The sequence below is a fragment of the Paenibacillus sp. FSL M7-1455 genome (genome assembly GCF_038004655.1).
Classification (GTDB): Bacteria; Bacillota; Bacilli; order Paenibacillales; family Paenibacillaceae; genus Paenibacillus_AQ; species Paenibacillus_AQ cookii.
On record NZ_JBBORO010000001.1, the window covers coordinates 5,390,683 to 5,405,000 of the forward strand.

Annotated in this window: 8 protein-coding genes, 11 tRNA genes and 2 rRNA genes (1 of these 21 running past the window's edge); all 21 read right to left on the reverse strand. The window is 49.4% G+C overall.

Annotated elements, in window-relative coordinates; all coding sequences use genetic code 11:
* Positions 1 to 14: 14 nt before the first annotated feature.
* Positions 15 to 359 (reverse strand): helix-turn-helix domain-containing protein, encoded by a 345-nt coding sequence (locus NYE48_RS24630; RefSeq protein ID WP_036715070.1) that lies wholly within the window; start codon positions 357 to 359, stop codon positions 15 to 17.
* Positions 360 to 578: 219 nt separating this feature from the next.
* Positions 579 to 2,411 (reverse strand): glutamine--fructose-6-phosphate transaminase (isomerizing), encoded by a 1,833-nt coding sequence (glmS, locus tag NYE48_RS24635; protein ID WP_212952485.1) that lies wholly within the window; start codon positions 2,409 to 2,411, stop codon positions 579 to 581.
* Positions 2,412 to 3,059: 648 nt separating this feature from the next.
* Entirely contained in the window at positions 3,060 to 4,400 is a 1,341-nt protein-coding gene (glmM, locus tag NYE48_RS24640; RefSeq protein WP_212952483.1) for a phosphoglucosamine mutase, read from the reverse strand.
* Between the two features lie 185 nt (positions 4,401 to 4,585).
* On the reverse strand, positions 4,586 to 6,001 hold the full coding sequence (locus NYE48_RS24645; RefSeq protein ID WP_341000275.1) for a CdaR family protein: 1,416 nt from the start codon (positions 5,999 to 6,001) through the stop codon (positions 4,586 to 4,588).
* Positions 5,994 to 6,824 (reverse strand): diadenylate cyclase CdaA, encoded by an 831-nt coding sequence (cdaA, locus tag NYE48_RS24650; protein WP_212952479.1) that lies wholly within the window; start codon positions 6,822 to 6,824, stop codon positions 5,994 to 5,996. Before cdaA ends, NYE48_RS24645 begins: the two co-directional genes overlap by 8 nt.
* A gap of 201 nt (positions 6,825 to 7,025) precedes the next feature.
* Positions 7,026 to 7,640 carry a zf-HC2 domain-containing protein gene (locus tag NYE48_RS24655; RefSeq protein WP_036715067.1) on the reverse strand — a complete coding sequence of 205 codons (615 nt, stop codon included), beginning with the start codon at positions 7,638 to 7,640 and terminating at the stop codon, positions 7,026 to 7,028.
* Between the two features lie 120 nt (positions 7,641 to 7,760).
* Complete coding sequence (sigW, locus tag NYE48_RS24660) at positions 7,761 to 8,327, reverse strand: RNA polymerase sigma factor SigW (RefSeq protein ID WP_212952475.1); 567 nt, start codon at positions 8,325 to 8,327, stop codon at positions 7,761 to 7,763.
* A 218-nt stretch (positions 8,328 to 8,545) separates the two neighbouring features.
* A complete protein-coding gene (ppc, locus tag NYE48_RS24665; protein ID WP_341000277.1) occupies positions 8,546 to 11,341 on the reverse strand; it encodes a phosphoenolpyruvate carboxylase in 2,796 nt (931 codons plus the stop codon).
* A 648-nt stretch (positions 11,342 to 11,989) separates the two neighbouring features.
* Positions 11,990 to 12,063: transfer RNA gene (locus NYE48_RS24670), tRNA-Gly, on the reverse strand.
* An 18-nt stretch (positions 12,064 to 12,081) separates the two neighbouring features.
* Positions 12,082 to 12,155: transfer RNA gene (locus NYE48_RS24675), tRNA-Pro, on the reverse strand.
* Between the two features lie 14 nt (positions 12,156 to 12,169).
* Positions 12,170 to 12,246 (reverse strand) — tRNA-Arg (locus NYE48_RS24680).
* An 8-nt stretch (positions 12,247 to 12,254) separates the two neighbouring features.
* Positions 12,255 to 12,329 (reverse strand) — tRNA-Gly (locus NYE48_RS24685).
* Between the two features lie 7 nt (positions 12,330 to 12,336).
* A tRNA-Leu gene (locus tag NYE48_RS24690) sits at positions 12,337 to 12,420 on the reverse strand.
* 744 nt (positions 12,421 to 13,164) lie between these two features.
* Positions 13,165 to 13,237, reverse strand: a tRNA-Lys gene (locus NYE48_RS24695).
* Positions 13,238 to 13,263: 26 nt separating this feature from the next.
* Positions 13,264 to 13,338: transfer RNA gene (locus tag NYE48_RS24700), tRNA-Gln, on the reverse strand.
* Positions 13,339 to 13,389: 51 nt separating this feature from the next.
* Positions 13,390 to 13,465 (reverse strand) — tRNA-Val (locus NYE48_RS24705).
* Between the two features lie 27 nt (positions 13,466 to 13,492).
* A tRNA-Glu gene (locus tag NYE48_RS24710) sits at positions 13,493 to 13,567 on the reverse strand.
* Positions 13,568 to 13,581: 14 nt separating this feature from the next.
* Positions 13,582 to 13,657: transfer RNA gene (locus tag NYE48_RS24715), tRNA-Thr, on the reverse strand.
* A 3-nt stretch (positions 13,658 to 13,660) separates the two neighbouring features.
* A tRNA-Asn gene (locus NYE48_RS24720) sits at positions 13,661 to 13,736 on the reverse strand.
* 7 nt (positions 13,737 to 13,743) lie between these two features.
* Positions 13,744 to 13,860: ribosomal RNA gene (rrf, locus tag NYE48_RS24725) — 5S ribosomal RNA — on the reverse strand.
* 262 nt (positions 13,861 to 14,122) lie between these two features.
* A 23S ribosomal RNA gene (locus NYE48_RS24730) occupies positions 14,123 to 14,318 on the reverse strand (it continues 2,851 nt past the right edge of the window).

The following is a 14,318-nucleotide window of genomic DNA, read 5'->3' on the forward strand; positions in this document are numbered from 1 at the left end:
ACTTTCCGGATATTTTAATCCGTTTTCGGATATTTATTTTTTCTCATTTTGATTTCTATAATTTCGTAGAGCTCATTTTTCTCTTGAGCAGGGAGTGCACGAATACTGGTAAGCAGCTTTAATTCCTCGCTTGATATATAGGTTGGAGTTTGAGAGAAAGATTCGTCATCTGAAAGCAGCCAATTAAGATCACATTGGAACGTGTTTTTAAGCGCAATGATCGTTTCACACGATGGCAAACAAACCCCGCGTTCAATATCACTAAGCGTTCCTTGCGAAACGCCGATTTTCAGTGCAAATTCTTTCTGATTCAACTCATGCGATTTTCGGATAGTTCTGACCTTCTCACCCAGATTCAAACCGGATCAACTCCAAAAAAAGAAAATAACCCCGCAAATATTTTCCATTTACGGGGTTCATGCTCATGATGTCTGTTTTATCGGAGTAAATGCTGAAGCACCCAGCAGTCTAATACTTTATTTACTCAGTCTAAAACTTTATTTTCACGGTCTAACACTTTATTTTTCAGTCTAATACTTTATTTTCACTGAACAGCAATGTCGTTTCGTCTTGATTCCTTACTCCACCGTCACGCTTTTCGCCAAATTCCGCGGCTTATCCACGTCGTTTCCTCTCGCGAGGGAAGCGTAGTAGGACAGCAGCTGCAGCGGTACGACCGACAGGGCCGGCGTCAGCAGCGGCAAGGTTTTAGGAATGGCGAAGGCCTGGTTCACGGACTTGAGCAGGCTTGCGACATGCTCTTCGTGCGTAATCGCCATAATGTCGGCGCCGCGTGCGCTGACTTCCTTGATGTTGCTCACCGTTTTTTCAAGAACGGCTTCCTGGGTTGCCAGGGCAATCACCGGAATGCCTTCCTCGATCAAGGCCAGCGTGCCGTGTTTCAGTTCACCGGCCGCATACGCTTCGGAATGGATGTAGGAAATCTCTTTCAGCTTCAAAGAGCCTTCCTGTGCCACCGCATAATCCAATCCCCGTCCGATAAAGAATAAGTGCTCATGCTTGGAGATCTGTTCTGCATAGGCTTTGATCGCATCCGGTTTCTCCAGCATGCTTTCGAGCTGCTCAGGCAGCGCCTGCATGGCAGCGATAATGCGTGCAACCTCTTCCGGCGTTTGCGTGCCGCGCACCTCCGCCAGGTAGAGAGCCAACAGGTAAAAAGCGATCAATTGGGAAGTATATGCTTTGGTCGAAGCGACGGCAATTTCCGGTCCGGCCAGGGTTACGATGACGTCATCCGCATCCCGGGCAATGGAGCTGCCGACCACGTTCGTAATGGCAAGCACATGTGCCCCGTGGGATTGCGCTTCGCGCAAAGCGGCCAGCGTATCCGCCGTTTCGCCCGATTGGCTGACTACAATAACCAGCGTATCTTTCGTCACGATCGGCGAACGGTAACGGTATTCGGAAGCGACATCCGTTTCGACCGGAATCCGTACCAGCGATTCGATGGCATGGCGTCCGACAAGACCGGCATGGTATGCCGTGCCGCAAGCAACGATTTGGATTTTGCTGATGCCTTTGATTTGCTCCGGCGTCAGCTTCAGCTCAGGCAGAACGACTTTTTTGCCGGATTCGTCGATCCGTCCGCGCATCGTGTCGCGATATGCCTTCGGCTGCTCATGAATCTCTTTAAGCATAAAATGCTCAAAGCCGCCTTTTTCCGCAGTAACGGCATCCCAGTCGACATGAATCATTTCCCGAGAAATAAAATTCCCTTCAATCGTCATCAATTCGACAGAGTCCTTCGTCAAAACGGCCATCTCGCCGTCGTTCAAAATATACACGTTGCGCGTATATTGCAGAATCGCCGGAATGTCCGAACCGATAAAATTCTCGCCTTCCCCGATCCCGATAATAAGCGGGCTGGCCTGACGAACGGCAACCAGCTTATTCGGCTCGTATTCGGTCAATACGCCCAACGCAAACGCGCCGCGCATTTGGGAAATCGCTTTTTGTACGGCTTTGACAATATCGCCTTGGTATTCACGCGCAATCAGATGGGAAATGACTTCCGTATCGGTTTCCGACACAAAATGATGTCCTTCCGCGATCAGCTCATCCTTCAGTTCCAAATAATTTTCGACGATTCCGTTATGCACGACCGAAAATTTATGGCTGTTGTCCGTATGAGGATGGGAGTTGGCGTCCGAAGGTTTGCCATGGGTAGCCCAGCGTGTATGTCCGATCCCTGCGCTTCCCACCAGCGGCGTTTCCTCCAGCTTCGACTCCAGATTCGCGATCCGGCCCTTAGCCTTGGCAATTTGCAATCCCTGATCGGTAAAAACCGCAATTCCCGCGGAATCATAACCGCGATACTCCAGCTTTTTCAATCCCTCGATCAATACTTCCTGCGTATTCTTTTGACCAATATATCCGACAATACCACACATAATCTATTTTCCTCCGTTCACTTCTCCAAATTGGGTTTTAGAGAGCATACGGGAACAAACCGTGCGGCATGTGCCAAATGTACGGGAAAACAAACTTTGTATGAAGTTTACAAGGTACGATTTCACGAATGTACATCCGGCTGCTGCCGCTTTATTAGGTTCTCATGCCCGCACACTCATGAAAATGATGATTTTCTCTTTCACCCCCGGAAGCGTTGTGTGAACGGTCGCCCATTCATTTTCCGTTTTCGGTTTACGGCTTTGGTGAATCACCGGAAGGTCCCCGCCGAATCATTCGAACACCTTCACCTCGTCAACTTGGTGCTTCGCGAATCAAGCCGTCTGCCGGCCCGATTCTTTCTCCGTACAAAACCCAAGTTCTGGCGCTTAATGGATAAACCTCACGATCCTCGCTTTCTATTTCGGAATGACAATTGCTTCTTAACCCGCTTGTCGTTTTTGTGATGGTTCGACAAACGTAGTTTTAATTATATTCATACCGACCCGCTTTTGCAATCCGGCATCATTCCCATGCTTTATTGCATCTTCCCTGTTCACCCTATATGAAAGCCGATGAAACCTGAACTTTAGTTTCACCGGCCCATGATGAAAGTTCCTGTATTTTACTGTAAAAATAAATCCGAGGTCTTACGCAAGTTCCCGTTTCACGACGTCAACGATTTGGCTGACGTATTGATCCAGTTGGTCCTTATCCGGACCTTCGGCCATTACGCGGATCAAAGATTCCGTACCCGAAGGGCGAACCAAAACGCGGCCGTTGTCGCCGAGGATGCCTTCCACTTCCTTGATCGCGGATTCGATTGCCGCGTTCCCTTCGTATTTGCTTTTGTCTTCCACGCGCACGTTGACGAGCACCTGCGGATATTTGCGCATCATCGTTCTGAGCTCGCTCAATTTTTTGCCGGAGCCCGCCACAATGTCGACGAGTTGAATCGCCGTTAGTATGCCATCCCCGGTCGTGTTATAGTCTAGGAAAATAACGTGGCCGGACTGTTCGCCGCCCAGGTTATATCCGCCTTTGCGCATCTCTTCCATCACGTAACGGTCGCCTACGGCGGTCTTTGCCGTGTTCAGGCCCAGCTGTTCGGCAGCTTTGTAAAAACCGATGTTGCTCATGACCGTCGACACGATCGTACCTTTGTTCAGCTTGCCTTGTTTGTTGAGCGCATCCCCGCAAATGCAAAGGATAAAGTCGCCGTCGACTTCCTCTCCTTCGTTGTCGATGGCGATCAGACGGTCCGCATCCCCGTCGAATGCAAGGCCAAGGTCGGCTTTGGTTGCCAGAACCGTTTCTCTAAGCTTTTCCGGATGCGTCGAGCCGCATTGGTCGTTGATGTTCAAGCCGTTCGGCTCCGCGCCGATTTTGATGACTTCGGCACCCAGTTCTTCAAACAGCTTCGGCGCCAGTTCGTAGGCCGCTCCATTCGCGCAGTCCAGCACGATTTTCATGCCTTTGAAGCTGTGGCTGATCGTGGATTTCAAATAGTCCAAATATTTATATTTCGAATCGTTGTCGACAATGACGTTGCCGAGATCTTTCCCGATCGGGCGTGGCAGCTCGTCGGTTTCGGCATCCATCAAAGCTTCGATTTTGAGCTCCGTCTCATCGGAGAGCTTAAATCCGTCCCCGCCAAAAAACTTGATGCCGTTATCCTGCACCGGATTGTGCGAAGCGGAAATCATGACGCCCGCGTCGGCTTTCAGCAATCTCGTAATGTAGGCAACCGCAGGCGTCGTAACGACGCCAAGACGGACGACATGCGCTCCGATCGAGAGCAGGCCCGCTACCAAGGCGGATTCGAGCATCACGCCGGATACGCGGGTATCCATGCCAATCACGACCGTCGGTTTCTCTACATCGCCCGTGAGCACATAACCGCCGCAGCGGCCGATGCTGTATGCCATTTCAGCCGTCAGTTCCTTGTTTGCGACACCGCGTACGCCGTCAGTTCCAAAATATTTCCCCATGTTCCTTCTCCTTTTTCGAATACTATGCTTTAAATCAACAACCCATAAATTTCTCATTTCAGTCCATTCTCGGAAGTCATTATCACTTTAGCGGCGTCGAACTAAAGCAGGGTTCTCCTCGATCCCCGATCCGTACTATTCCTTTTAGAGACCCCATTCATATGATCTTTAGTTCCGAAATAACGTTAGTTGTTTTCGGTTTCGCCCGTTTCGTTGGTGCTGCCGTCCGGAGGATTATCGGTTGAGGAAGAGGAGTCCGGCGGCAATGGCTCCTCCGTTTTCTCGTTGGTTTGGGTTCCGGCATCATTTCCCGGCTCCTTTCCCTTATCGTCGGTTCCGGGATCAGGATGGGTAACGGCAGGCTTCGATTTATCTTTAATTTCAACCGTCGCGGTCAGAGGCGTCCCCGGATCCGCTCGGGAAACATACCGAGGGAGAATCACTTGCAGCGTCACCTCGTGGGTTCCCGGGCTCAGTCCGTCGATGCTTGCGATGAGTTGGATGTCGTTTTTCGTCAGACTATCCAGCAAGCCGGGAGCTCCGTTGAGCGCCAATGACATCGTTTTGCTCGCCGGGTTCACGATGTCGGCCGATAATCCGCCCGCGTTATCGTTTTTGATCATGATCGGGATATCGTCTATGACTCGCTGCGAATTGGAAACCGTCGTAATTTCCACCTGCAGGGAGCTAGGCTCGATTTTCTCAAAACCCGGCGGCGGCGTCAAGTCCACAGGAAGAACTACCGTTCCGGCTGCGGTGATCTTGCTTAGATCCACGTTGATTTCGCTGTAGGACTTTATTCCCGCCAATTCATCCTGCGGGCCGTACAGCTTCACTTTGGTCACGCTAGGCAGTGCTTTGGAAATAACAAGCCCCTCCGGTAGTTTTCCGATATATTGCAGTTCGATCGGCACTTCCTTATAAGGAGGCGATATGACGATATCCACCGTTACGGAGGACGGTTCAAGCACGGCGCCTTGGATTTCCTGCCCCTGTTTGTCATAAGCCGCCAGCTTTACCCTTTTTTCCTTCAGGGTGCCGTCTTCGCCGTCGATGGAAACGGAGCCTTGCACCTTTGCGACTTCGCGAAGCTCGCTTTCGGGGAGCGTCACCTTTACGGTTGCTGGCTGCGGCGTAATCTGCCCAAGCGTATACCCTTCTGCAGGCGTGCCCTTCGTCACGATCGTAACCGGGAACGTCGCCGTATTTCTTTCTTCAATATTGACGGTTACCGTGGAAGGCTGAATGTTGACAAGTTCCAACCCTTTGGGAAGATCCACGCTCAAAGGCAATGTGCTGGTCCCCACCTTGGCTTTCGACAGATCCAGCCGGATTTTGTATTCATCGGAAAACGCCGAGATCAAATCCATCTTTTTTCCTTTGATTTCAATGCGAACCCGATCCGTATCCATCGCGCTTAAGATGTATTTTTTCTCGTCCAATCCAAAAGGCTGGACCTTGACGTTTTCGATGATTCTCGTATCGATTTTGGCGATTGGGGTCGGGGTGTCGTTGTTCCAGTGAACCATGCTCCATAACAATACGCTGACCGCCAGCGCCAACACTTTGGCGAAAGTGTTGTTATTGATCCATTTATTCATGTTTATCCGTCCCCTTCCGGCGCCAGAACATCGGGCGTTTGTCTTTAGGGGTTGAGTTCGGGCGGAGCTCCTCATACAGCTTCGAGATCAAGGACTCTTCCTTGATGTCGCGAACGACTTGTCCATTGATCGCAAGCGAAATTTGGCCCGTTTCTTCGGACACGACGACCGACACCGCGTCCCCGACCTCGCTGATCCCGATCGCTGCACGGTGCCGCGTACCGAGTTCCTTGCTGATAAAAGGATTCTCCGAAAGCGGCAGGTAGCACGCGGCGGCGGCAATCTGGTTGTTTTGGATGATGACGGCTCCATCATGTAGAGGGGTATTCGGGATAAAAATGTTGATGAGCAGCTGCGAACTGACCATCGACTGCATCGGAATGCCTGACTCGGTGTATTCGTTAAGTCCCGTCTGCCGCTCAAAAACGATTAACGCGCCTATTTTTCTACGCGCTAAATAATTCACGGCTTTAATGACTTCCCCGATCAGTTTGTTGAACTCCTCGTCTTCCGCCGATGATCGGCCGAAGATCTTTCCCCGGCCCAGCTGTTCCAGCGCCCGCCGCAGCTCCGGCTGGAAGATGATGAAGATGGCGAAAATGCCGAAGTTAAAAATCTGGTTCATCAGCCATCGCAGCGTAAACAGATCGAACCACGTGCTTAATGCCCATATAATCACGAGAACCAGGATCCCCTTCAAAAGCTGAACGGCCCTGGTACCTCTGACGAGTAGAATGACCTGATAAATGATGTAGGTAACGATAGCGATATCGATAATATCTTTAATGGATTCTTTCCATGTCAGATCCGTAAAATAATTCATACTTAGGCCCCCGTACTACCCCTTGAATGTAAAATGGGTCTCTATGTAATATACTTTCCCCTATATCTTCTAGGTTATAACGATCAAGTGCAGGTTGCAAGCGGCGCAAGCTCCGGATTGGATGCATTTAAACATTTTTCCAGCAAAAAGGCGCCTTCTTTCTGTAAAGAGGCGCCATCAATGTTCAGTTCCAGCATGGTTTTAACGGTAGGCGACATCGGAAAACGCGTTTGTAATTTTATACCACAGCCAATCCAAAGCCTGGTCAATGTTTTTGACCCTTCCGGAAATATGCGCCGTTGAAGCTTGGTATAAAGATCCGTCGATGACCGTCAGATTCCCGTTCACTTCACCGTAAATTTTCGTTTTTCCGTTTTCCACCGTCAAATTGCCGGCGATGCTTTTTCCTTCGGGGACTATTACCGTGTCTCCTTCAATGACGACTTGATCCAGGTCATTCCCCTTCACTACCAACTGCGAGTCCTGGTCCCAGAAACTGACGGAGCTGATGAACATCACGATCAGAAAAATTGCCGCAGCCGTCACCGCAGGATGTCTCCGAATCCATCCCAGCCAAGGCTGCTGTTTCTTTTCCTGAGGCAACGCGCTCATGATCCGCTGGGTCAGCTCAAGAGGTGCAGACGGGGCATGATGGGACAAGGAAAACATCAGCATATCCGTCTGTTCCAGCTCTTTAAACTGCATCCGACAAGCAGGGCAGGACAACAAATGGGCCTTTAGCTCCATCTGCTGTTCCTTGGACAAGTCGTCATCTAGGTAGTCATGCATTAAAGAGACGGCCAAGTTGCATTCCATATGAGCCAATCCTTTCATTCAAGTAGATGTATTCGAACCCTTTTCTGCCAAAGGGCACAAGACTTGTTTAATTTGTAATACGTAGGGCCGTTTATAATGTTTCAATAAAAAACAGGAAAATTACATTTTGGGCTCCAGTTTTTTGCGCAAAAATTCCCGTCCCCGGTGTACCCGCGTTTTAATAGTTGTTACAGGCATGCCAAGAACGTCGCTGATTTCCTGCAAGGACAAGTCCTGCAAATACCTGAGTATCATGACCGACTTATATTTGGCCGGAAGCGAGTCGATCGCCTGATAGATGATCTGCTGCGTCTCCGATAACAACGCTTCGCTTTCGGGCGTGCGGTTATCACTTGGGATCATCGAATAACCATCCATGCCTTCCTGATCGTTCATTTCCGCATCCAGCGAATACGTCGGTTTTTTCTTCCGCAAACGGTCAATGCATAAGTTGGTTGCGATCCGGTAGATCCAGGTCGAAAACTTTTGGTTCTGGTCATAACGGTCCAGGTTTCGGTACACGCGCAAAAAAGTCTCCTGAACGATATCCTCCGCCTCATGGCGGTTGCTCAGCATCCTGTAGGCCAAATGGTATATTTTATCTTTGTAGAGCTCCACAATTTCGGCAAATGCGCGCTGATCCCCTTTCAGGGCCAGCTTGGTCAACCTATTTTCTATATTATCCACCAATGAATTCCCCCAGACTTGCTGATGGGTAACGAGCTTTTTTTCACATCATTCAAATCGTAATTCAACTCCCTGCAAAATGCAAGACAACTTTGTAAAGATATACAAAGAGGTTTTTGCCAAACAAAAAAAGGAAAGCCGAGGTTCAACGAATTGAATCCCGGCTTTCCAAAAATAAGGCATCATGAATGCGTCTTACGGATCAGTTCAGCGGCACATCAGCCCGTATTCCGGAGACCTGCGGCAATGCCGTTGATGGTGAGAAGCACCTCGCGGAGCAGCTCGGCGTCGTCCTCGTCTTTCTCGCGAAGGCCGCGAAGCTCGCTCAGAAGCTGCACCTGAAGATAGCTGAGCGGATCGACGTACGGATTGCGCAAACGAATGGATTCCTGAATGACAGGAACATTGTCCAGGATTTCCTTTTGCCCGGTGATTTTCAGGATCAGATCCGAAGTCAGCTTAAATTCCTCTTCAATTAATTTGAAGATCCGCTGACGGGCTTCTTCGTTTTTGGACATATTCGCGTATTCATGGGCAATCACCATGTCCGCCTTGGCGATGGCCATTTGAAGAGAATCGATCAAGGAAGTGAAAAACGAGAATTTCTCGTACATTTCCTGCATGATTTTCAGGTTCTCTTCTTTATTTTGATAAAAGCTTTGGAGCCCCGTTCCCGCAGCATACCATGCCGGCAGCAGGAAACGGCTTTGCGTCCAGGAAAATACCCACGGAATCGCGCGCAGATCCTCGAAACGGTCGCTGTTTTTCCGTTTGGAAGGACGGGAGCCGATATTCAGCTCTCCCACCTCCGGCAGCGGCGTCGACTCCTTGAAGAAGGTTAGGAAGTCCGGATCGCGAAAGATGAGATCCTGGTACTTTTTACGGGATACCTCCGACATCTCTTTAACGATGTTATCCCAATACGCTTCGCGCTCGTCATCTTCCTGCGGAGCACGTTTGTTGATCGCCGCGGTGATCAAAGCCGACGTTGCCTGCTCCAAACTGCGGTACGCAATCCCTTTGAGGGAATAACGGGACGAAATGACTTCGCCTTGTTCCGTGATTTTGATGCCGCCGCCAATCGTGGAAGCCGGCTGAGCGAGGATCGAACGGTTGAGCGGCATGCCGCCGCGTCCAAGCGCGCCGCCGCGTCCGTGGAAGAACTTCAGCTTGATTCCTGCCTCATTGGCAACCTTCGTAAGTTCCTTCAAGGCTACGCGCAGCTCATAGTTTGCGGTGACGGCTCCCCCGTCTTTGTTGCTGTCGGAGTAACCTAGCATGATTTCCTGCAGATCGTTTCTTGCCTTAATGCTCTCACGATAGATCGGCAGCTTAAACAATCGGTTCATGATGGCCGGAGCGGCATGAAGGTCCTCGATCGTCTCAAACAGCGGTACGGCCTGCAGCGTGCAGTGCACGGTACCGTCGGCGTTTTGGCGGAACAATCCGACCTCTTTGGCGAATACCATGACTTCCATGATGTCGCTTGCGCCTTCGGCCATGCTGATCAAATAGCTCGTGATGCAATGTGTGCCGTATTCCTGCTGGGCCTTATAGACCGTGCGGAACACGTCAAGGCACTCTTTCGTGCTGGCGCTGTATTGATGATAATTGGACGTAATCGGTCTAGGCTCGCTAAGCAGCTGGGCCAAAAGCGATATTTTTTCCTCTTCGGACAATTTCGAATAATCCGGCGTGACGTTAATCTGCGCCAAAATCTCTTTCATCGCATTTTCATGCTCTTGGCTGTGCTGGCGGATATCCAAAGCAGCCGTATGGAACCCAAACAGCTCAACCTGCCGTATTAATTTTTGTATATAAGTATCGGCGACGTAATCGGCATAGTGGAAACGCAAGCTGCGGTCGATGATTTTCAAATCCTCGATAAAATCGAGCGGCGTGCCGTATGCTTGCGGCGTTCCCTTTTTGCTGTCGTCCAGAACATTGCTGATTTTCTCCATCATGTAAACGAGTTTGATCCGGTAAGGCTCTTTTTCGTTATGCCAAATGGTCCGTCTCGTAATTTCGACAAGTTCGCGGTCGTCGGCAATCGACTTCAGAAGCTCGCCCGACACATCCACGATCGAAGTGCTGAAGCTCAAATATTGCATGTACTCGTTCAAAATCCGCTGATACTCGCGAATGGCCAGCTTACGCTGCAAGCGCAGCGTCTCCCAAGTAATCTCGGCCGTCACGGACGGGTTTCCGTCGCGGTCGCCGCCGATCCAGGAACCGAAACGCAGGTACGTAGGCACGTGCCAGTTATGGCCTGGGTAGTACTTGTTCAAGCAGCGCTCCAGCTCCTGATATACTTCAGGGAGCACGTGGAACAGCGTTTCGTGGAAATAATACATGCCGTTTCTGACTTCATCCAGAACCGTCGGCTTGCCCGCTCTCAGTTCGTCCGTTTGCCACAGCGTAATGACTTCGTTCAGCAGCTTTTCACGGAGCTGTTCCCGTTCACGGAAAGTAAGAGTCGGATTATCCAGCAGCATGACATCCTCGGAGATCCGTTTATGAATATCGAGAATGGCTCTGCGCATCGCTTCCGTCGGGTGTGCGGTCATAACCAGCTCAAGCGAAAGGCTTTCGATGATCTCCTGCACTTCCTCGTACGTGAACCGGCGATCCTTTAGGTCCTGAACGGCGCTTTCGATCGAGCCGGGCTGTACCGTTTCCCCTGCCGACCGTTCATAATCGCGTTTGCGGCGAATCCGGTGATTCTGCTCGGCAATGTTGACCAATTGGAAATAGATCGCAAAGGCCCGGATGACCTGATGGCGAATGTCTGGTTCAAGCGTTTTGATGATTTGTTTGAAATCTTCATACAATTCAGGCAAAAACACAGAGCGTAATGACTTGCTGGTCTCGCGAATCTTTTCAACAATATCCAGAAGCTCGTTGCCGCCCTGATGGACAAGCACTTCGCCGAGAATGTTTCCCAAGAAACGTACATCACGCCGCAGAAGGTTGTTTGAATTGCTTTTGTTTGCGGTTACCGTAAGTTCAGTCATGCTACTCCTCCCATTCCATTCCGTTTGTATTGCTCTCTCTTAGCTATGCTTTTTAAACATCATACAACAAAATACATCGAAAATCTGCACTTTTCTGCGATAAAGCGAAAATTTATTATGTAAATTATTAAAAAGGACAGTGCATTTATATGCAGAAATAAAACATAGTGTTTCAAGCATTGACTTTGATAATAAAGAGCAGTAATTGCCTCCCTCGATAATAACCATTCCAATTTCCGGGTATTTATTCAGCGGGCTTTTATGGCGCCCAACAATTTCCTAGGCTTGCGGGGACCGAAGCCTGATTGGATACAATCTTGCCGACGATATAGTTCTCTACAATGAGTAACGGATTTCCGGCTCGGGACTAGACTTGTTTTTGAGAACATCGTAAAAGGATGGCATTCGTTGAGGAGATGCTTAGGGAGGATGAAGGGTCCACTCGATTTATTTACCCCAAAAAGGGCCGTTCTGAAACAGCAAAAGTTAAGCATCCTGTCGAGGAAGAAAAATAATCGACGCGCGTCCTGATCGGGGGATCACGAAGATGCCTCCAGAGGCAGTTCACCCCAATGCACGGGCTCTCTTCCTCACAAATCTTCATATAACAAAAAAAACGCCCTTCGGCGTGTTTGTTTTAAATCTATATGGAGCGGGTGATGGGAATCGAACCCACGCTACCAGCTTGGAAGGCTGGAGTTCTACCATTGAACTACACCCGCATATACGGAATGAAAATATCGGGATGACACGATTCGAACATGCGACCCCCTGGTCCCAAACCAGGTGCTCTACCAAGCTGAGCTACATCCCGATATGACATGAAAATGGCGCGCCCTAAGAGATTCGAACTCCTGACCTTTTGATTCGTAGTCAAACGCTCTATCCAGCTGAGCTAAGGGCGCATCTATAATGGAGCGGACGACGGGAATCGAACCCGCGACCCTCGCCTTGGCAAGGCGATGCTCTACCGCTGAGCCACGTCCGCATATTCATGGTGCGCGTGGAGGGACTTGAACCCCCACGTCAAAGACGCTAGATCCTAAGTCTAGTGCGTCTGCCAATTCCGCCACACGCGCGAATCTTCGACTGAATCGTCGCTGTTTGCATCGTGATTCGGCTTGTTTTATCAAACCGTATCTCGTAGCGACAAGAATGATCTTACCATACATCTCAATAAAGAGTCAAGCATTTTTACAAAATATTTTTTTGGAATTTTAAAATCAAACCCTATCCCTTTTTCTTTAGCTCAATAAACCATGGATATTCAGGCTTCTCCTCGTTTACGATGCATGATTCTTTCCCTTTATGAATCAGATTCAAGTCATTCAACGGTAACCACATTCATTCCCATAATGAAGGGAAATTTAAACCTAGAATGGAGTTCATCAAGCCATGACGATGCGTTCACATATCATGGATAATGATGGCCAGGGATGGCCTTCCAAACGCAAATGATATGAGTATATTGGGATCATCTTCATAACACCGAATAAAACCGCCCTATGACCTTTAAACTTGCTGACTGTTATCTTATCCATACAGAGCCACGAAATCCGCGTATAACCCCATATTTCCTTTGAGAAGCATCGAAGTATTACCTGTGCCCCAAAAACGCGTTCAAGCCAAAAATAAGGCCCTATAAGTGCCTTTAACCGTAGCGGATAACGAAATTGCTCTCATCCATTTTATTGGCTTTGTATAGGGGCGTATAGACCTTCTGATGCGACCCATGAGATCAAACATTCCATTGTCAAGAACTCCCCGATAAAACAAAAAAACCATCTATTTTCCATAGATAGCCTCTAAATCCTATATAAGAGTGAGCCATGAAGGACTCGAACCTTCGACACCCTGATTAAAAGTCAGGTGCTCTACCAACTGAGCTAATGGCTCCCAACAAAAATGCATAAATAAGAAAATGGCTGGGGATATAGGATTCGAACCTATGCATGACGGAGTCAAAGTCCGTTGCCTTACCGCTTGGCTAATCCCCAACAATCGATAAGTATATCTTGTCCATTTTTCAAACCAATTATGAAAAATCATGGTGGAGGCTGAGGGGATCGAACCCCCGACCCTCTGCTTGTAAGGCAGATGCTCTCCCAGCTGAGCTAAGCCTCCCTGAGATTATGTATAAAAAATAATAAGTGGTGACCCGTAGGGGATTCGAACCCCTGTTACCTCCGTGAAAGGGAGGTGTCTTAACCCCTTGACCAACGGGCCACTTAGAAAAGAAATGGAGCTCTCAACCGGGATCGAACCGGTGACCTCATCCTTACCATGGATGCACTCTACCTACTGAGCTATGAGAGCAAATGGCTCCCCGAACAGGACTCGAACCTGTGACAACTCGATTAACAGTCGAGTGCTCTACCGACTGAGCTATCAGGGAATGTACCGCTTGGCAGCGTCCTACTCTCCCAGGACCCTTCGGTCCAAGTACCATCGGCGCTGGAGGGCTTAACGGTCGTGTTCGGGATGGGTACGCGTGGAACCCCTCCGCTATCGCCACCAAACAGGATTTTTGCGCTGCTTTTGCTTCGATGATCACTCACCAGCAAAATATCCATCCTCTAAAAGGACTTGCAGCTTCAAAATCATTCAGATGTTTGATCACCTGAAAACTAGATACGAAACGTTTGCGTTTTAATGTTTCCGTAGCATTTCCCGGTTTTTGATCCGGGCCCCGCCAAAGTACTCGGAATCAGCTACGAGGCTGCTCTTCACTTTGGTGGGTTTGTTCATGCTTCCGTAGCGAGCTTTCTTTCAGAAAGCTTTTAGGATAAGCCCTCGACCGATTAGTATTGGTCAGCTCCATGCATTGCTGCACTTCCACCTCCAACCTATCTACCTCGTCGTCTTCAAGGGGTCTTACATACTGGGAAATCTCATCTTGAGGGGGGCTTCACGCTTAGATGCTTTCAGCGCTTATCCCGTCCGTACGTAGCTACCCAGCCATGCTCCTGGCGGAACA